At 54.3% G+C, this 19,331-nt stretch carries 17 protein-coding genes; 9 read left to right on the forward strand and 8 right to left on the reverse strand.

Features of this window, described 5'->3' with window-relative positions; translation table 11 throughout:
• The first annotated feature begins 48 nt into the window (after nt 1–48).
• Nucleotides 49–3,540, forward strand: coding sequence for a methylmalonyl-CoA mutase family protein (locus L0U79_RS08715; protein ID WP_233841468.1), 3,492 nt, complete (start codon nt 49–51; stop codon nt 3,538–3,540).
• Nucleotides 3,541–3,731: 191 nt separating this feature from the next.
• Here L0U79_RS08715 and L0U79_RS08720 read toward each other — a convergent pair whose 3' ends face one another.
• From L0U79_RS08720 to L0U79_RS08730, 3 genes are read right to left on the reverse strand one after another with little or no spacing between them, the layout of a single operon-like run.
• On the reverse strand, nt 3,732–4,208 hold the full coding sequence (locus L0U79_RS08720) for a TIGR02391 family protein (protein WP_233841469.1): 477 nt from the start codon (nt 4,206–4,208) through the stop codon (nt 3,732–3,734).
• The gene (locus tag L0U79_RS08725) at nt 4,201–4,866 is read right to left on the reverse strand and encodes a DUF5343 domain-containing protein (RefSeq protein ID WP_233841470.1); all 666 of its coding nucleotides are present in this window, start codon (nt 4,864–4,866) and stop codon (nt 4,201–4,203) included. The genes L0U79_RS08720 and L0U79_RS08725 overlap by 8 nt, the downstream gene beginning before the upstream one ends.
• Before the next feature lie 59 nt (nt 4,867–4,925).
• The gene (locus L0U79_RS08730) at nt 4,926–5,495 is read right to left on the reverse strand and encodes a hypothetical protein (RefSeq protein WP_233841472.1); all 570 of its coding nucleotides are present in this window, start codon (nt 5,493–5,495) and stop codon (nt 4,926–4,928) included.
• 456 nt (nt 5,496–5,951) lie between these two features.
• On the opposite strand from L0U79_RS08730, the gene L0U79_RS08735 reads away from it, so the two are divergent.
• Nucleotides 5,952–6,200 (forward strand): hypothetical protein, encoded by a 249-nt coding sequence (locus L0U79_RS08735; RefSeq protein ID WP_233841474.1) that lies wholly within the window; start codon nt 5,952–5,954, stop codon nt 6,198–6,200.
• A 250-nt stretch (nt 6,201–6,450) separates the two neighbouring features.
• Nucleotides 6,451–7,260, forward strand: coding sequence for a hypothetical protein (locus L0U79_RS08740; protein ID WP_233841476.1), 810 nt, complete (start codon nt 6,451–6,453; stop codon nt 7,258–7,260).
• Between the two features lie 373 nt (nt 7,261–7,633).
• Here L0U79_RS08740 and L0U79_RS08745 read toward each other — a convergent pair whose 3' ends face one another.
• Entirely contained in the window at nt 7,634–7,912 is a 279-nt protein-coding gene (locus L0U79_RS08745; protein WP_233841478.1) for a hypothetical protein, read from the reverse strand.
• 496 nt (nt 7,913–8,408) lie between these two features.
• Between L0U79_RS08745 and L0U79_RS08750 the strand changes: the two genes are divergently transcribed.
• Together L0U79_RS08750 and L0U79_RS08755 are read left to right on the forward strand one after the other, a co-directional pair.
• Complete coding sequence (locus tag L0U79_RS08750; protein ID WP_233841480.1) at nt 8,409–9,140, forward strand: hypothetical protein; 732 nt, start codon at nt 8,409–8,411, stop codon at nt 9,138–9,140.
• A gap of 302 nt (nt 9,141–9,442) precedes the next feature.
• The gene (locus tag L0U79_RS08755; RefSeq protein ID WP_233841482.1) at nt 9,443–9,994 is read left to right on the forward strand and encodes a hypothetical protein; all 552 of its coding nucleotides are present in this window, start codon (nt 9,443–9,445) and stop codon (nt 9,992–9,994) included.
• 82 nt (nt 9,995–10,076) lie between these two features.
• On the opposite strand, the gene L0U79_RS08760 is transcribed toward L0U79_RS08755, so the two are convergent.
• Nucleotides 10,077–10,472 carry a carboxypeptidase-like regulatory domain-containing protein gene (locus L0U79_RS08760; RefSeq protein WP_233841484.1) on the reverse strand — a complete coding sequence of 132 codons (396 nt, stop codon included), beginning with the start codon at nt 10,470–10,472 and terminating at the stop codon, nt 10,077–10,079.
• A 198-nt stretch (nt 10,473–10,670) separates the two neighbouring features.
• Here L0U79_RS08760 and L0U79_RS08765 point away from each other — a divergent pair, with 198 nt between their 5' ends.
• The gene (locus tag L0U79_RS08765; protein ID WP_233841501.1) at nt 10,671–11,246 is read left to right on the forward strand and encodes a VOC family protein; all 576 of its coding nucleotides are present in this window, start codon (nt 10,671–10,673) and stop codon (nt 11,244–11,246) included.
• 146 nt (nt 11,247–11,392) lie between these two features.
• Here the strand turns inward: L0U79_RS08765 and L0U79_RS08770 are convergent, their stop codons facing one another.
• On the reverse strand, nt 11,393–12,469 hold the full coding sequence (locus L0U79_RS08770; protein ID WP_233841503.1) for a DUF6765 family protein: 1,077 nt from the start codon (nt 12,467–12,469) through the stop codon (nt 11,393–11,395).
• Nucleotides 12,470–12,663: 194 nt separating this feature from the next.
• Between L0U79_RS08770 and L0U79_RS08775 the strand changes: the two genes are divergently transcribed.
• The 3 genes from L0U79_RS08775 (at nt 12,664) to L0U79_RS08785 (ending at nt 16,406) form a co-directional block, all read left to right on the forward strand.
• Nucleotides 12,664–14,616 carry an alpha/beta fold hydrolase gene (locus L0U79_RS08775; RefSeq protein WP_233841505.1) on the forward strand — a complete coding sequence of 651 codons (1,953 nt, stop codon included), beginning with the start codon at nt 12,664–12,666 and terminating at the stop codon, nt 14,614–14,616.
• 259 nt (nt 14,617–14,875) lie between these two features.
• Entirely contained in the window at nt 14,876–15,310 is a 435-nt protein-coding gene (locus tag L0U79_RS08780; protein WP_233841513.1) for a hypothetical protein, read from the forward strand.
• A 49-nt stretch (nt 15,311–15,359) separates the two neighbouring features.
• Complete coding sequence (locus L0U79_RS08785) at nt 15,360–16,406, forward strand: hypothetical protein (RefSeq protein WP_233841515.1); 1,047 nt, start codon at nt 15,360–15,362, stop codon at nt 16,404–16,406.
• A 68-nt stretch (nt 16,407–16,474) separates the two neighbouring features.
• Here the strand turns inward: L0U79_RS08785 and L0U79_RS08790 are convergent, their stop codons facing one another.
• Entirely contained in the window at nt 16,475–17,977 is a 1,503-nt protein-coding gene (locus tag L0U79_RS08790; protein WP_233841523.1) for a hypothetical protein, read from the reverse strand.
• Nucleotides 17,978–18,453: 476 nt separating this feature from the next.
• Nucleotides 18,454–19,296: a hypothetical protein gene (locus L0U79_RS08795; protein ID WP_233841525.1), complete on the reverse strand. Its 843-nt coding sequence runs from the start codon at nt 19,294–19,296 to the stop codon at nt 18,454–18,456.
• Nucleotides 19,297–19,331: the final 35 nt, after the last annotated feature.

Consider the following 19,331-nt stretch of genomic DNA (forward strand, 5'->3'; position numbering starts at 1 on the left):
CAACCCCACTAGAATGGTCGGCTCAGAACACCTGTTCTCGGAGTCCCCATGAGTTCCCCCGCCAAGCACGTCCCTGCCACCGCTGCGCAGGCCGAAACCACTCCGCTGCGTTTCGTCACCGCCGCCAGCCTGTTCGACGGCCACGATGCAGCCATCAACATCATGCGTCGCATCATTCAGTCGCAGGGTGCGGAAGTCATTCACCTGGGCCACAACCGCTCGGTGGAAGACGTGGTTCGTGCTGCACTGCAAGAAGACGCCGACGCCATCGCGCTGTCCTCCTACCAGGGCGGCCACGTCGAGTACTTCAAGTACATGGTGGACATGCTGAAAGAGAAGGGCGCCGCGCACGTTCGCGTGTTCGGCGGCGGCGGCGGCACCATCACGCCGGAAGAAATCCGCGAGCTGCAAGCCTACGGCGTGGAGCGCATCTACCACCCCAACGACGGCATGAAGCTCGGCCTCGCCGAGATGATCGAAGACGTCATGCACCGCGCCGGCAACGCCGCCGCCAAGCGTGAGCAGAACGACGACGTCGTCCCCGGCATCATCAGCATCGATGACGAAATCAGCATCGGCCACATGCTGTCCGCCATCGAAGAAGGCAAAGTCAGCGACACCGAACTCGCGCGCCTGCGCAAAGAGTGGTCGCTCGCCGGCAAACATACCCCCGTGCTCGGCATGACCGGCACCGGCGGCGCCGGCAAATCCTCCGTGGTGGATGAATTGCTGCTGCGCTTCCTGCACGCCTTCCCGCAGATGCGCATCGCCGTGCTCGCCGTCGATCCCACGCGTCGCCGCAGCGGCGGCGCCTTGCTCGGCGACCGCATTCGTATGAACGCGCTGCGCAGCCATCGCGTCTACATGCGCTCCATGGCCACGCGTCGTCAAAACGCCGCCACCAACGAAGTGCTGCACGACTGCATCAACTTCCTCAAAGCGCAGCCGTATGACTTGGTGATCGTAGAAACCGCCGGCATCGGCCAAAGCGATTCGGAAATCGTCGACCTCGTCGACTTCCCCGTCTACGTAATGACCAGCGACTACGGCGCCGCCAGCCAGCTCGAAAAAATCGACATGATCGATTTCGCCGAACTCGTGGTGCTCAACAAATTCGACAAACGTGGCGCAGAAGACGCGCTGCGCGACGTGCGCAAACAATGGAAGCGCAACCGCACCGCCTTCACCCTCAAAGACGAAGACGTGCCGGTGTATCCCACCATCGCCAGCCAGTTCAACGATCCAGGCGTCACTTGGATGTTCACCAACCTGTGCCGCCTGCTGCAAAACAAGCTGGCCGCCAAAGGCAGCGATCACACCGCCGAGTCGCCCAACTGCGATTTCAAGCCGAGCCTCGACACCTCCCTCAAAGAACCCCGCGCCACCGTGCTCATCCCCGGCGCGCGCGTGCGCTACCTCGCCGAAATCGCCGAACAAGGCCGCGGCATCAACAGCGAAATCGAACGCGAAGCCGAATTCGCCAGCAAAGCGCAGCACTACTACGAATCGCTGAAAGAACTCGGCGACGACAAACTCCCGCAAACGCTGGAGCGCTACGACCACGAAGCCACGCACGACGCCAACGCCGATCGCACGCTGCTCGTACTGCGCCAACGCTACAACGCAGCATTGCGCGAACTCAGCCACGAAGCCCTGCACCTGCTGCGCGACTGGCCCAAGCTGTACAAATCCGTCACCGAAGACGTCAACGAATACAAAGTGCGCGACAAAGTGATCCGCGTCGAGAACTACCGCGAATCGCTCAGCCACCAAAAAATTCCGAAAGTCGCGCCGCCCAAAACCAAAGACTGGGGCGACCAGCTGCGCTTCCTCATGCGCGAAAACCTACCAGGCCATTACCCGTACACCGGCGGCGTGTATCCCTATCGCCGCACCGGGGAAGATCCCACCCGCATGTTCGCGGGCGAGGGCACGCCCGAGCGCACCAACCGCCGCTTCCATTATCTAAGCCAGGGCGGCGCCGCCACGCGCCTCTCCACCGCGTTCGACTCCGTCACCCTGTACGGTGAAGACCCCGCGCCGCGCCCGGATATCTACGGCAAAATCGGCAACTCCGGCGTCAACGTCGCCACGCTCGACGATATGAAGAAGCTGTACTCCGGCTTCGATCTCAGCGCGCCCACCAGTTCCGTCTCCATGACCATCAACGGCCCCGCGCCGATCATCCTCGCGATGTTTATGAACACCGCGATCGATCAGAACGTGGAGAAATACCTCAAGGCCGACGACGCCCGCTGGGCCGCCGCGCAAAAGCGTATCGACGAACTCTTCGCCGGCAAAAAGCGCCCCACGTACTCCGGCGATCTGCCCAAAGGCAACGAAGGTCTTGGCCTAAGTTTGCTCGGCGTTTCCGGCGATCAACTCGTCGACGCGCAAACCTACGCACGCATTAAAGAAGAAACCCTGCAAACCGTGCGCGGCACCGTGCAGGCCGACATCCTGAAAGAAGACCAGGCGCAAAACACCTGCATCTTCAGCACCGAATTCGCGCTGCGCATGATGGGCGACATCCAGCAATACTTTGTCGACCACAAAGTGCGCAACTTCTATTCGGTATCCATTTCCGGTTATCACATCGCCGAAGCCGGCGCCAACCCGATCAGCCAGCTCGCCTTTACCCTCAGCAACGGTTTCACCATCGTTGAGTACTACCTCGCGCGCGGCATGAACATCGACGACTTCGCGCCGAATCTAAGCTTCTTCTTCTCCAACGGCATGGACCCGGAGTACACCGTTATCGGTCGCGTCGCCCGCCGCATCTGGGCGCGCGCCATGCGTGAGCGTTACGGCGCCAGCGCACGCAGTCAGATGATGAAGTACCACATCCAAACCTCAGGCCGTTCCCTGCACGCGCAAGAAATCCAGTTCAACGACATCCGCACCACGCTGCAAGCGTTGTATGCGCTGTTCGACAACTGCAACAGCCTGCACACCAACGCCTACGACGAAGCCATCACCACGCCCACCGAAGAAAGCGTGCGCCGCGCCGTAGCCATCCAGATGATCATCAACAAAGAACTCGGCCTCAACTTCAACGAAAACCCCTGGCAAGGCAGCCACATCGTCGATGCGCTAACGGATATCGTGGAAGAGGCCGTCTATAAAGAATTCGAGGCCATCAGCGAACGCGGCGGCGTGCTCGGCGCCATGGACACCATGTACCAGCGCGGCAAGATTCAAGAAGAATCCATGTACTACGAGCAAAAGAAACACGACGGCAGTTTGCCACTCATCGGCGTCAACACCTTCCTCCCCAAAGACCACGGCGGCGAAATCGCCACCGAAATCGAACTCATTCGTTCGACGGAAGAAGAGAAAGGTCAGCAGATCGACAACGTGCAGGCGTATGGTAAAGCACGTAACTCGCTGGCGCCGGAAAGCCTCAAAACGCTACAGAACACAGCGCGCGAGCGGAAGAACGTGTTTGAGCAGTTGATGGAGGCGGTGAAGTACAACTCGTTGGGGCAGATTTCCCATGCGCTTTATGATGTAGGTGGGGAATATCGTCGAAATATGTAACTGAGCGACAATTGATTATATTGTTGACAACAAAAAGCCCGCAGATCCGCGGGCTTTTTTTGCAGGTATTCAATCTCTTTTCGGATGCCGTTACTTTTGTGCATCTCTTTTTTGCATTTACACAATTAGATGCGATTTAGCAGCGCGAAAGCTCAAGCGATATTGTTAATTGTTGGTCTGCGGCATTTAAATTAAGGTGACCGCCGAGCTTCAAATGTTCGAAGTAGAACAGATGCAAATGAAAGATAATCCAGGCACAGATCAATAGAGTCCGTTCTTATGTCATGGCCCCGCGGGTTGCGTATTGCCGACATCGATCCAGCAAAGACGTACCTGAATCCCATTTGTTCGTCTTTGTCACTTGTTGTCAAAAGGTCATTCAATTTGATTTTCGGGTTGGCTTCATTGAATGCAGCCATCATGAGCTTATAGCCGCTGTCCTGTATGCCGGATACGTCTTTGACCTTGTTGTCCAAAAGCTTGAATGCTTCGAAAGTCGCCTGCGAATAATGGCCATCGTCAAATAGCTTGAGTGACACCGTCGCGATATCTGGATGGACATTGCGTTCATCGAATGGATGGGCATCGCGAGATGATTGCGGCGTGCGAAAGCCTATATGCCTTGCACTCCGCGCGATGCGTTCAAATGATGAGAATGGATTAGTCATTTAGTAAATTGGCTTTCATGCTTTTGAAGATGTTGTCGTATGTCTCTGCGCTGGCTTCCGCCGGTAGATTGATTTCAATACGTACCGTAAGCGCCATGTCTTTTTTGTTAGTATTTTCCTGCGTCGTGGTATTCACTACGGTAGGTTTGCTGGCCGATTTGGTTGTTTTTGCGTTTGACGATTTGGTAGGCGTCTTTGAAGTCTTGTTGTTTTTAGTACCTGGCGCATTGGCTTGTTCATAACCCGCAAGTCCGCGAAATGCTTGAAACACGCCTGCTTGACGAGTGCCGATCACGTCGCTGGTTTTATCCGTGCTTCGGAAATATCCGATGAGTTCATCCTTGGATATGGTCCATGCGTCGTTGCCACGTAAATCGAACAGATCTTTATATGCTTCTCGAACCAGGCCTTGAAACGCGCTTTTGAATGCTTCTTCATCATGTGTAGTCAATACACTATGACCCCGATCAGTCCTCTTGCTCTCTTCATCTATAATTCCAATGAATTGAAGAGCATTGATTACGTAGCTTTCATTTTGGGGTGCAATGCCTAGCTTTTTCACTGTGTCTGAGTTTACGACCGCAGGGAAATTTTTTCTGAGAAAGCCAATCATTTGTGTAATGTTGCCGGCGCCAGAGATATACGGATGCGTTGCCATAAATTCCTCGAAAATTATGAGCCTGAGATGATCTGTGCGATGCCGGCTATGGCTAATTTTTAAGTGACCGAAGGGTTAGCCATTGCCTGAACTACGCTTGCTATTTTCTTCGCTTCTGAGGCAGTCAGGTCGAATGGCAAGCCTTGGATGTAGATCGTAAGGTCCGCTCTTATCGGAATTGGCAGGATGCTACTAGCCATCGGGCCCGCAACTGCCGAAATCGACTGGCGAGGTGTGTCGGGGGTGAGGTCTTCTGAAATATTTTTCGGAGAGTTCGCAGTCGTTTTTGGAGATGCTGATGATTTCCGCTCACGTGACTGCACGTTTGGTTTGAACGCCAGTGGATTTTTTACGTAGCTCGCAAAGTCATCCAATGCGGATCTAACCCTACTTTTGTAGGTAACTAAGCTATCCGGCGTGTATCCCTTGCCTTGCAAATGTCCAAATCGTTGCATTACCGCGTCGAGGTCAATTGACGTTACGTCGCGAGATTCTCGCTCATCCAAAATTCCAAGGACTTTACCCACCGCTGCCTTGCGGGCGCGAGCAGTTGCTGGCGCCATAAGGCCTTTTTGCGCCACATATTGCAGAAAATCGAGCAGCGCCTCACGAGACTTTTGTCCGTCCATATGTATCTCAATATGTTAAGATGGACAAAAATATACGTGTCCAGTGTCTATCCTGCAAGTGACGACAGATTGAGCTGAAGGTTAGGTTGGGTGGAGGCGCGAAAAAAAGGGTGCAAAAAAAGGGCAAAAAAGCGGTGGGGGGAAAAAGACAGTACTCTTTCTCGCGCTTTTTTCGCGTCAAACGGCGATCTGGGGGAGGCGGGCGGAGGTAGTTGCAAAAAAAGGCGGGCGAAAAAAGGGGCAAGAGTGTTTTTAGAGTAGAGAAAGTGCTCTGAATTCCTATCGATTTAGTCGCCCCGGTCCGTGCAGACTTTGAGCGCGTCTATTACCAGTCAGAGAGAGCTGCCCGCAATGCGTAAGTGGAAAGCAATAGGGATCATTCTGACGATAAGCTTCGTGCACCTTTGTTGCGTGATTGCGGTGTTTGTCGATCGCGCTGGTCGGTACGAGTGCAACATGGATCTGCCGACCTGTATTACTCCTACTGGTCGTGTGATCGATGCAATCTTGGGTGTTCCGTTAAATCAAATTAGCTTCTTGCTTGGCTTGAATCGTGTGTTGCCCTATTTTTCCTTCGGGCTAGTTCTGCTTAATTCTCTTTCGGCGGGGGCATTCTTCTATTTTGTCGCTTGGCTATTCGTGCGAATCGCAAAAAGGGGGATGCAGTTGATTTTTGGAAAAGAGAAGCGCGGCAAAAATGTGTAAGAGAGGAGAGCGCTACGGTCCTCTTTGTTCTTTCTAGTTCACCTAATTCGCCCGAACCAAGCCCGAGATTTGCGTAACATGCGCAATGCTCTCCAACACATCATTAAGTTGGAAGCTCAAATCAGCAAACAGTTGCCCCACCAGTGATCGGTGAAGAGTAAAAAAGGGGTCAGAACACTTTTTCATCGACGAAAAATGCTCTGATCCTCTCTTTTCTGTCGCTCATCTATAGAGATAAGGATTTCTGTTCGTGACATCACTTCTGGCTTGGCTCTCGGTTGATAGCTCTGGTCCATCCGCTTTGTATTTCGCGAGCGATAGCCGTATTACCTGGGCTAACTCCGAGGTTTGGAACTCATGTAAAAAGGTGTTTGCTTCTCAGAAAGAACCTGAGATATTCGCATTCTATGGAGACGTTTTATTTCCATGCCTTGCCCTATCTCAAGTGGTTTCGCTAATTGATGCAGGCGTTTTGTATGCTGGTCATGAGCAGCCAGATGAAAGGTTCGCAAAAGTCGCTGACTTAGTCGAGCGTCTTTATGATGATTTTCCTGTGGCTCAGAAGTCTGCGTTTTCAATTGTTCATGGCATTAGATCTGGCTTGCGAAAAGCAAGCCATTTCCATGTCAGCCAGCTTGAGTGCTCTGATGGAGGTAAATTCGATCGGAAATCACTCGCGCTTCCAACGTCCTCTAGCGCAATAGCGGCGTTTGGTTCGGGAGCTGTCTACGTCCGGAAGGTCGCAGATCGTTGGAAGAAGTCGGACGTTGGCGGTACGAGTAGATCTATATTTTCCGGCTTCGTTGAAGCCGTTGTAGAAAGCGAGGACCCGTTTACTGGGGGTATGCCTCAATTTGCGGTCGTTGAACGAAGTTCATGCGGCCAATACATTGGATTTGTCTCTGGTGGGCATAGGTTTGTTTCTGGAGTTAAAACTCAGACAGAACTAAACCTTATGCAGATCAAGTGGCGCAACGAAGCTTTCGAAATGTGCGACCCACTTACAGGGAACTTATTACATGGCGCGCAACGGCAGCCGAGGCCAAAAAATGTTGGTTGATAGCTCACTAACTTGAACGGAATCGACTCGGTAAAGAACTCTGGAAAAAAGCTCTTTACCGAGTGGGTTTCGCTCCCACGCCTCCCGCTGATCTGGCGGGCGCTCTGCCTATCTGAGCTACCGGTCTAAAACGACTTATAGAAAAAAAAGGCAAGAAAAAAAAGGGGTCAGAACCCTTTCTCGCTTCAAGCGGCGGTCTGAGGAAGGGGCGGAGATAGTTGAGCGCAGCGGCAAAACAGGAGCAAAACAGGGGTCAGAGTGCACTTTCAAGAGTTAAGTGCACTCTGACCCCTGTTTAGTTCTTTTCGCGCGTCAAGCGGCGATCTGGGGGGAAGGGAGCGGAGGTGATTGAGCCTAGCTACGCAATAGACGTTTAGTTCACCGAATTGGCCTGCACCAAACCCGAAATTTGCGTGACATGCGCAATGCTCTCCAACACATCGTTAAGCTGAAAACCCAAATCAGCAAACATCTGTCCCACCAGTGATCGGCGAATATGCAATATGGCGGTGTCATCGCGAAGCGACGATGCGGTGCCTGCCAATTGCGCCATCAACATCACTTTGTCGCGCACTTCGCACAACTGATCGTAATAGTCCGCGGGCACCACATAGGACCCTGCGTAGGGGCCGTCTTCGAGCACATTTTTCATGGGCGTTTATCCATAACGTTAGGTCTCGCCATGCATTGCGCATGGCGAGAAGGGCTGCAGGAAAAATCCTGCCTAGGTAGAGGACTAATCCGACTACTTTCTCTACTAGTTCCCAGTCGGTCCCGACGCCGTCCAGTATGAGCGGCGGTGGAGTAGGGGTAAACGCGGCGTGGCGGGGGCGCGTAGGGACGCGCGTGCCGTATGATCGGGGATAACCATGATCAACTTCCTATCAGTTGGTTGTGGCCAGCGGATCGTTTGGGTTCCAGCCCAGGCGATCCGCGCTACTCCACCCATGTCGGGTGTGCCGGGGTCTTTAGCACAGAGGCACACCCGACTTACAAACCTTCGCACAAAGCGAATCGGTTATCTGTCAGCGGACGCGAACTTGCGTCGGCGAATTAGCTGACAGAGAGTGAAAGGGGATCAACATAGGTAGACTGGGATGGCAATCCCAGCATTCTGCATGGAACGTTGATGGGAAAAGGGGGGAGTTATGGCAGGGGAATCGCGTGACGTAACGGATGTTGCATCAGTCGCGGAAGCGGTAGGGGCTTCACCCGTGTCTGAGGCGTTTAGCTTTGCTTGGTTGGAGTCGCGTCTAGCACCGTATGTACAGGTCGATGATGACCCCGTAATCAACAAGCTAGTTCGATTTGCGCTCGCAGGAATGGTTCTATTCGGCGGTCTTGGCGTGATTGCCGGGTTGACGCTACGCAATCAGCTTGGACTGCACCTGCTATATGTTGGTCTTGCGCTGGAATTGCTGTGCGGAATGACAGCTTTACTCAACGCACTTCGACAAGCCTGGCGGGACTATCAGCAGCAACACACGGATTTTGCGCGCGGACTGGACGAGAAACTGGTGCCGTACAACGACGTCGTGGATGCCATACGCCATTACCCACTTTCCGTCATTGACACCCATCTACGCTATGTGCGCGACCGAAAAAGCAGATTGACCTTTCGTGCCGGCGTGCTTAGTGGTGGCTTGGAGAAATTTGGCGTCCTTCCGTTGTTGCTTGCTTTGTACTTGCAATTCAAAGATTGGTCATTCGGTGATTGGAAGGGAATTACCGATCATGTTCACTGGGTAGGTTATTGCCTTCTGTGTCTGCTTATACCTACTTACATCGTTTCATGGTGGGCGGTTCGAACCAAAAGTCGCCTCGAATTGTATGAGGTCGTGTTGACGGAGGCATCGGTCCGCGAAAGTGACGAGAAGTAACGCGTAGGTTGGGGTGAGCGAAAGCGAACCCCAACATTGACGTGTTATGACACAACCTGTTTCCTACGCAACCACTTTCGGTTTCATCAAAAAAAATCCATTCAATGGCAGGTATTTTTATTGTCGGATCGCTACGTATGCCATTAGTCATGATGCTTTGTATGTCGTTAGTCACGACGCCAATCGCATCGAGAAAATCGATACCAAAACTCCATTTTTTTTAATGAACTCTGTTCGTTTTATTTCTTCTTGCGAGCAGAGAATGACCTTGCGGTCACCTGCGTCCGCAAGGAGTCCCCCCAATGAAGCTCCTGCTTATCCCCACCACCATCGCAGTCTGTTTGGCGTGCGCTACAAGTATCAGCGCTCAAGACCAAAGCCACGCCACTAACCTTCAAACCTACACCGTTACGGCATCACCCGGCCAATACGAGACGTATTCCATCGACCTTTCCACGGGATACGGATTAAAGGCCTTAGTCGGCAACACGCACAGACAGTTCATGCAAGCGCAGCGTGCGGCCGAAAGTTCGGAAGCCTTGCGCAAGCAGGGTATGGCGCCACAACCGTTCGTCGCCATTGCCATCGATAACTCGATCGGCCCTGGCGTCGCGACACGAGTCCTGCTGATGGACCACGCCCAAAACACGGTTGCCTATGTAGACGTGTATTGCAAACGCGCCGCCATGGCCGACGGCAAACACTGCCAGTTGGTCCCCGGCGGAATCCGGTCAACGATTAGCCAGGGCCTGGCATCGACACATAATGTAAAGAAGGCTCACTCGTCGGCGTCGAGAACCTTGGCCATGCGACAAACGCCGAAGCATCACGCACGGAAACACTTAGTCGCGTAATCCGTGTCGTGAAAAAGGGGCCGGAAGCAGTTATTCCATACACTGCCTCCGGCCCCTTTTCTTTGTGCCGTTATCTGCGCGATCAACGAGCCATCGATGCCGTGCACTCGTCGCCGTTGCAAGCAAAGTCCACTTCGGATGCAACACCTACGTAAAGCGGTACACCGGATACGCTGGCAAGCGTTTTGCCGTTCCTTTCCAGAGACACCACGTAGGTTCCCGGTCGCAACCTGGCAAGGGTGTAGCGGCCTTTGCTGTTAGCGACGCTGTGATTGGTCATGCCGATATCGCTGTGCGCAACGATAGTGGCATCGGCGGGCGCTTTGCCGCCGATTCTGGAATCGGTGTCCTGTGCATGCGCAGCAGTAAATGTCATGACACCCATGGCAACCATGGCGATGGTCGACGTGAGTTTGGTCGCGAAGCTAAAGCCACGCTTCTGCGGGTGATTGATGTCGATGATTTGATTGATTTTCATACGGGGGGCTCTCACGTTTTCTCGGGGAAATTTCAGGCGCATAAACCCGCTCGTCCGCTTGCGCGGCGATGGTCTGCTTATCGATGTCAGGGCAGTGGGGACGCTGCCGATGTACTTGCCTTCCATGTAAACCGCGGCGCCTTTCCGGTAGCGCCTGGCTTCGTCGCTTGCACTCCAAATCGGGGCTACGTGCTTTGGATGGTCGAAGTCGACGATAGGTTTAAATTAGCATCGAGGCGTTATGCGACTCATGTGAAGGTAGTAAGGGGCGGACGGAAAAACGAAGCCAGGCTGGTAGGCTTCACCGAATTTCCTTATCACGCGCAGGTTGGACACGTGACACTTAAAAGAATGGACAACGTAGGCATCGTCGTCGACGACCTCGATACGACGATCGCATTCTTCCGCGAGCTCGGCCTGGACCTCGAAGGGCGTGCCACCATCGAAGGCGAATGGGCCGGACGCATTACGGGGCTAGGCAATCAGAGCGTCGAGATAGCCATGATGCGCACGCCGGACGGCCACAGCCGGCTAGAGCTCTCCCGGTTTCTCACGCCGCCCACCGTGGCCGATCACCGGAACGCACCCGTGAACGCGCTGGGCTACCTGCGCGTCATGTTCACCGTGGACGATATCGACGAGACGCTGCTGCGGCTTTTCAAACACGGCGCGCAGCTCGTGGGCGAGGTTGTTCAATACAAAGACGTGTATCGGCTCTGCTACATCCGCGGGCCGGAAGAGCTGCTTATCGGACTTGCTCAAGAACTTGGATAACAGCTAGCTGTGGCGGGACAGATTTCGTTATGGATGCATTCTGAATGCGCCGACATGACGAGCAAGAAATCGATAGCGCGTAGGTTGAGGTGAGCGCATGCGAATCCCAACACCGCCACGTACCAAGCGCCGTAACGGTCGATGAGTCAAACCAATCGCACGCCATGCGCCGGCAAAACCGTTTGCGTCACCATAAAAAGATGTTCCTTCACCGCATCGTGAAACTTGCGATAGTCCGAGCTTTCGAATTTCTCGGACCACGCCGGCTTAGTGGGGCCATCGTCTTTATCGCTGGTAATACCTGTTGCTTGATATTTCCACGAACCTACGCCCTTGGCGATGTATTCGGGAACGGGTTCGCGAAGCATCGGAATGGCGCCGCTCGCCACGGCGCTCATCACCGAATGAAGTCGATTGTTCGCGTTTTCATCCCGATTGCTTCCAAGAAGTTCTTCCAACGCATGCTTGATAGATTCAGGCAGACCTTCTTCCTCCATAAAGTTGGCGTTTCCGCGCAGAAAACCCCGCACGACACGGTGCGCCATATCGGCCGCTTCTATAAACTGGGGAAGATTATCCCGCTCGATCTTAAGGCCGTGACCATTGGTGTATTGCCAGTTGGCCCACGGCAGATCGGGGAGATGAAGCGCCGCGCCATGTCCGAGCCGCTCCAGATGGTCGATGGTCTCCGACTTGATTCGATTGGACACGTCTTCGGTAAACGATTCGAGTTGTGTTAGCCACGAATTCGTATCGATGTGATGGCTGGAAAGATTGTGCACTTGATTGTGCTTGCTGATCGTTCCGGAAAAACCCTGATGCGCCCACGTATCGATATAAACATGCAGGGTAACGCCTAAGCGATGGAGCGCGTTTTCGGCATGCGGATCGCGAATGCCTTCGCGCACCATGGCCTGAGCAATAAGGCTGTTAGGCCTGCAAACGGATTTGTCTTCGAGCGTCTCGCCTTCGCCGCCGGGAAGAAAATGAAACGGTACCCACACTAATTTGTCGCGCGCGGCGAAAACATTTTGGTAATCGAAAAGCGAGTGCGCGCTTGCAACGCGCGAATAGGATTCGCCGCCGGAAAAGTAAAGAACGCCGTCTACCGTGGAGTCGTCGATATATTGGCAGGCATGGGCTACGGTGGTCGCAGCGGGGACATCCAAGCCCGCGATGCGCGCAACGATGTAGATCACGCCGTAGTGAAAATCGATATTCATGGCAATCCGTGTCGGAGATTATTGGGGGGATTTCCTTCAGTCCGTATCGCGATTATCCGATATGACCAAGCCGGAATAACCGTATTGGTTACCGTTATCAAGACCCATTCGCCAGGGCGGGCGGGTCCCCCAACATCGACGCCCGATTTTTAGGTATTGTGTGTCTGGGGACTCACCGCATCGGGGGATGCACGATGAAACGTTTTTGGCTGGCGTGTTGGCTGGTTTCGGTGGCGTGCGCCTGTATGGCGGACGGGGCGCAGAAGCCCATTGAGTTGTTGCAAAGCGCGGAATACGAAAAGGTAGCGATTTCGCCGGATGGAACGATGTTGGCGATATCGCATCGGGAAGACGAAGGCACCACGGTCACGGTTTTGAAACGCTCGGATATGAGCGTGGTGGCGCAGATCGGTTCGAAAACGCGAGGGGAAATTGAAGCGTTGAGGTGGCTGGGGTCCGACCATTTGGTGATCGCGGCCAATCGCGACTCGGGGACCTATCACCAGCCGGTTTTTAACCCCTTTATTTATCTGGTAGATATTCATCAAAAACACCCGCAGACGTTAGGGTCGGATTTTGCCGGTTCGTTGCGTGGTGACGAACATCATATTCTGGTCGAGGAATGCAAAGACTTTTCCGACGACCACGAATGCCGCTATGCCATTCGGCGCCTGGACATCGACCATTTGGTGGATAAAGGCGAATTGATGGGCGAATCCCCGCTGGGTGATGCCCAGTTAATGGTCGATCACAGCGGCAAAGTGCGGTTCGCCTGGTCGTGGAGCAAAACCTCGCGGAGCCGGACCTCCGTACTAGGCGACGACGGGCAATGGAGTTCGCTCAACGATAGCGACACGACGCATATCGAAGAGATTCCGCTCGGTATTTCCGAAGACAACAAAACCGCTTTCCTGGATCGCGAGCGCACCGACGGCCCGGATGTCATCGAAAGCTACGATTTCGCCACCGGCAAGCGCACCGAGCTGCTGAGCGACAAAGTGTCGAACCCGCTCGTCACCATTCGTTCCATGGATGGCATGGAGCCCATTGGCGCCTGGTTTGGCCCTGGCATCCCGCAAGCGCGTTATTGGGCGCCCGATAGCGTGGACGCGAAGTGGCACCGCGCGCTGGTCAAGGCGTTTCCCGGCACCGTGGTCAGCGTGATGAGTAGCACCGCCGACGGTTCCACGATTATCGTGTTTACCTACAGCGATAAAGACGATGGCTCGTGGTATCTGATCGACCGCACGACGAGTAAAGCCACGCTGTTGTTCCATGCACGGCCTTGGTTGGACGCCGACCATATGGCCGCGATGGAACCGTTCGAGTTCAAAGCCCGCGACGGGCTGAGCTTGCATGGCTTCGTCACGCGCGCCCAAGGCGTCAACGGTCCGGCGCCTACGGTCGTGGTCGTGCATGGCGGCCCGTTCTTCGTCGCGGACGATTGGACATTCGACGAGGAAACCCAACTGCTGGCGTCGCACGGTTACAGCGTGGTGCACGTCAACTTTCGCGGCTCGTCGAATTTCGGTCGGCACTTTATGGAGCTTGGCTATCGCCAATGGGGGCTGGCCATGCAGGACGACGTCACCGACGCCACCAAATGGGCCATTGCACAAGGCATCGCGGATCCGAAACGCATCTGCATCTACGGCGCAAGCTACGGCGGCTATGCCGCGCTGATGGGCGCGGCACGGGAACCGGGACTCTATCGCTGCGCCATCGGCGTGTCCGGCCCCTACGACCTGTCCAAACTCTATCGCTGGGGCGACATCCATCGCAGCGATTACGGCACGTATTACTTGAACGTCGTGCTCGGCACAGACAAAGCCGCCTTGACCGCCAACTCACCGATCTCGCGCGCGTCCGACATCACCATTCCCGTATTCCTCGCGCACGGCGAATTGGACGGCCGTGTGCCGATCCAATACGCCACCGCCATGCGATCCGCGCTGAAAAAAGTCGGCCGCCCTCCCGAATTCGTGACGTACGAATGGGAAGGCCACGGCCTTGCCGACCCTGCGAACAAGCAGGATTTCTATACACACATGCTGACGTTCCTCGCCAACAACCTTGGCCCTGCGCCGGAGAGCGTGGCGGATGGGAAAGCGGGGAGTGGGGAGGGGAAGGGGATGAGTGGGAATTGATGGGGCGCACTTACCGCAAAGGATGTGGTGTCTCAGTTTTTTCTGCACCTTCTTTTTGATCGTCATTCCAGTGAAAGCTGGGATCCAGCGTCTTTCCGCGCTTGAGTCACTGGATCCCAGCTTTCGCTGGGATGACGGTGAGGCGGCGTGGAAGGTCGAGGTTGGAACGATGAGCTATACGGACTGACTCCGAGCATTTTGTCGAACGACGATTTGCTCTGTCATCAAGGCTCATAAAAAGGAAAGTGGAAGCGCGGCTATGAAGCGACCCATTGAATTAAAGATTTCCCTCGTCGTACTCACGTGCGAATGCATCGTTCTGATTGCCGATTATGTGCTTGGATTCAGATTGGAGCTCTCGTCTGGTCAGCCCCTTACGCTGCTGAGAATATGGCATTACGCGGCAATCATTGTTGTCAGGCCGCTGATTATTTATGGATTGTGGCGGGGAATTAGTTGGGTGCGGACGATTTTCCTTTGGTGGATGTCGTTGGCAATGGTTCTCCAGCTCATTGTGCACACAACCCGGCCAGAAGCACTTTCCGATGTGCATGCAATGAATCCGCTCGTGCTTGTTGCAATGCTGGCAGGGTTGCTCGCGATGTTGCTCTTATTCTCACCGCGAGTAGCCGCCTGGTTTCGTTCGGTTTCAGACGAGCGTCGCGCGTCGAAAATATCCATACAAGCCGATTAACGCGTTGCTCTAAAAAAGGTCGGAGCGAATTTTTATTGGGAATACTAGGGTGGCGCGCTTTTTTTCAATCGAGAAAGGCCGCCAGCCCCCTTTTATTCCAACTGCCATCGGAGTATTTCTCCGCCATCGCAGGGGATCAAGCAGTCGTTCGGAGTACGCGCCTATGAAGCTGCGGAAATGGGATTTCTTGGGCATCGCGAGCCTCGCCGTCGGAATCTTGGGTGTGATAGGTCCCGTTGTATGGGACCACATCAAGGCCAAAGACGAACTACGCGTTTCGCTGATCGATGCGTCGCAGGTGATCGGGCCAAGCCAAAAATTCGATGGCCTGCAAGTCAATTATCGCGGCAACGAAATAAGCGAGTTATCCAAGGGAACGCTCCTGATCGAGAACTCAGGCAGAACGCCGCTGTTGGAGCGCGAGGTCGTAGCCCCTTTGTTTATTCAGTTCGGAAAGGATTCGCCGCTTATCGACTTGAAAGTGAGTCGCGTGGAACCCTCGGACGTGACCGTGCAGCTGGATTATCAGAAATCGCTCAACGGTGCGTATGTCAAATTTCCGCTGTTGAATCCGGGCGACAGAGTTTGGCTGAGCGCGCTTTATCAGGCGGGCAAATTGAATTTCAGCGCGAGCGGAAGGATCGCCGGTTTGTCGAAGATCACGGTCGATACAAATCCACAATCGCTGAAAGACAAGGACAACTCTCAAACCAAGACGGCCATTGTCGTGGGATTTTTCGCGCTTTTGATGCTTATTCTGGGTTCCTTGGGCGCAAAGATGACGTTCGACGAATACCGCTTTAAGTCGAAAGTTAAAGCGGGCAAGTTCGTACTGCCAGCACTGAACTCGCGCATCGATGTCGTCAACTACGTCACGTCGAAGTTCGATTTCACAACGACCAGGGAGATGGTGCCCCTTATCGACAAGATCTACTCGTTCCCCGACGTGTCTAACTTTGGCGCAACGCACGAAAAAGACGTGAAAGACGGGATTGCCGATTTGCTTAAAAAAGCATCGACCAATGTGTACTACACCGTTGCGATTTTGATCATCGGTTTTTTTGGCGTTTGGTATGTCTTCCAATATCTAAGATAGCCGGCAGCAGGGTCGGAGTGCGCTATCTCGTTTGAGAAATGCACTCCGACGATGCTTTCGCGACGGCGTTAAATCTGGATATCGCTTACGCCATTTCCCCCAATCGTCACCGTCTGCTTATGTTTCCCTACAGTAAGTGTTCCTGTCGGGTGACCTTTGAGCGGTGTCGTCTTCAGGCGCGTGATCACAAACTTGCCGCGCGCAGACGTATACGTGTGAAACGTGTGACCGGCGAATTGCAGCGTCACGGCTTGACCGGCGACCGGCTTCTTGTTGTGCGTGACCATTCCTTGATGAATCAATTCCATGGTGGTGGGGTCGAAGGGCACAAACGCGAAGGTGCCATACAGCTGGTCGATATAGACCGTGAAATCCAGTGGTCCGTTGTAGTTGGCGGACGGGCACGCTGCTGTATATGACAACGATTGGGTGGTGTCCTTGGTGGTGCTGTCCGAGGTGCTGGTTGTCCACGTCATTGTGTTTTGTACCTTCAAAGAACTAAATACGGGTATGCCTCCTTGTAATGACCCAGAGACGGTGTAGTCCTCTTCATCCGTCTGCGTACCTTCGGTTTGGTAGTCGTTTTTTATCGTATAGATTTCATTCGGACACCCGGCATTCTGTGGCGGCGGGTCGTACGGAATGATCTCGGTGGTGGCGCGGTAGCGTCTTGTGTTGACGCCGACAGCGGTGGAGTTGTTTGAGTTCACCAACTCTTGGCAAGGATCCGGCACGGCGCCGCCAGGGCCGTTTCTGACCCCGGGACCGGCGAAGGGGTCCATGCATCGAATCGTTTTAAAGTCCTCGGCCGTAAAGCCGAGATCTTTCAAAAGTTTCGCCTTGTCGGGGTTCATCGTGGCAGGGTTGCGTAACTCGCTTACCCATATGTTCTGCGGCGCGGCGCCTTGCCCGGAGAATCCAGGCGACCAATTGATGCCGCCGCTGCTTTCCTGCTTCAGCGTTACCGTCGGGTTGATCAGGATAATAAACATGTCCTGGTCGTGATCGACGCCGTCTTCGTTGGGGCCGGGATCTTTCACCTCGTAGGTGGCCGATTTTGTAAGTGTGGTGGTTTGTGTTTCGTTCTCGGAGAACGTAAATCCAAAACTCAGCGATGCACCCTCAGCTTGCGTTCCGGCGTCGACAGTGACTTGTGTGCCGACCTTCATCGAGTTGGTTACGCCGAGCTTCGTCCCCATGGAGCTGCCTGAGGAATAGTCGACCAATCCGGTTTGGCCGCATTTCGCGCCAGGCGTCGCGCCCGCGCATCCCGGCGGCGCGTAGACCAGCGAAGCGATAATGTATTTAGGGTGCAATACGACCGGCGGCAAATTCCCCGCAAATTTGCAGGTGCATTCCCTCTCGCCTTTCGGAAGGTTGGCGGACGACGTGCAAATGCCATGTTGAACGCCGTTCGCGTTACACGTGGCGCCCGGAGAAAGGCATCCAACATCCAGGTTGCCTTTGCACTCTTGGGCCGAGACCGTGAACGTAAACAGAGACACTGCACTGAGAATCAAAAAGCACAAGCGAGCCGTGAAGTAGGAGTTTTGGTAAGTAGTCGTCGCCATACATCCTCCCAAGGTTATGTTGGCACTACGAGCTTTCCTCTCCATCGTTGGTGATGACCGCGTAGCCCGCGAATCTGCACGCAGGCCGCTCGCAACGATGGGCTACGCCACCGAAGCCTTTTCTTCAGCCGCCGACATCCTTGCACTACATGCTTAGATCATGCCGTCATGCGTGATGACGGACGTCTATATGACTTCCATGACAGCTAACAAGCGTTGTAGGCGGTTGGCCGACATGGGAAATCCCATTCCGATTTTCCCCATTGCTGCTTACTCAGCCACGCAGGACGCATTCAAGGCCTTCGCTGTAGGCAGCTGCACGACTATACGCCGCCAACGGCGGCATGAAATGTCGCCGGCACGGCAAAGTAGAAAAAAGGAAGGGGAAAATGAAGCGGGGTCAGAGCGTCATTTCAAAAACGAAAACGCGCTCTGACCCTGCATGTTCTACGCGACAACGGAGTCTGTCGCGCTATTTAAGCGGCTACCTGTTGGCTAGGTCCCCGTGTAGTGTCTTCGCAGCACACGTCACACCATATGTGATACATCACTCCATACATCGACGTGAATAAAATAATCAAGAACGCGATGTAAATCGGAACAATCAGCAACGCGATGAGCCACGCGCCAATGAGTTTGGCAAATACGGCGAATAGAAAGACAACGATGCCGACGCAGAAAATCGTGATGACCCAGCCAATTGCAAGCGCTAGCATAAACATGAACAGTGGCAGCAAGTTCTTGAGGGCGCCGATTGCGCCGTCGCCGATCGCACCAAACACGCTGCGTTTGCTTAGCGCCAACTGCCCGAGGCTGATCGCAAAGAACCCGAGCATAAAGAGGCCGAACACCATAAAGATCGGCATCATGATCAAGAAGCCGCTGGGCAGCATCATCGGGGGCGGTTGATGACCAAGTTGCGCCATCATCACTTGCGAACGCCAGGCTGTGAGGCTGCCGCCCATCGCCACGCCAACCAGTGCGAACAGCGCGAAATACAACGCCATGATTACCAGCCCATAGCCCATAAAGCGTAGCGCTTCGCCTTTTAGATAGGGCTTGAAGATGTCCAGGGCCCGCGCCGGCAAGTTGCATTCGGCGGCGTCGACCAAGCGCAAGTATCCCGCCTGCAGCGGCACCAGAAGCAGATTGATAAGCATGGGGAATATCGATACCCAAATCATCGTGCTCAAGGATGGTTGCGTACCGGGCACAACGAAATGTAATTGCAGAATGAGTGAGATGAGCAATGGAATTGCCGTTACCACCACCATCAGCGCGGCGCCACCGAACAGTGGACCAGGATGGCGAAAGCCCACGCTAAACCCGTCGCTGAGCCACTCAAAGCCAGTCG

Source organism: Dyella sp. 2HG41-7 (assembly GCF_021390675.1).
GTDB lineage: Bacteria > Pseudomonadota > Gammaproteobacteria > Xanthomonadales > Rhodanobacteraceae > Dyella_B.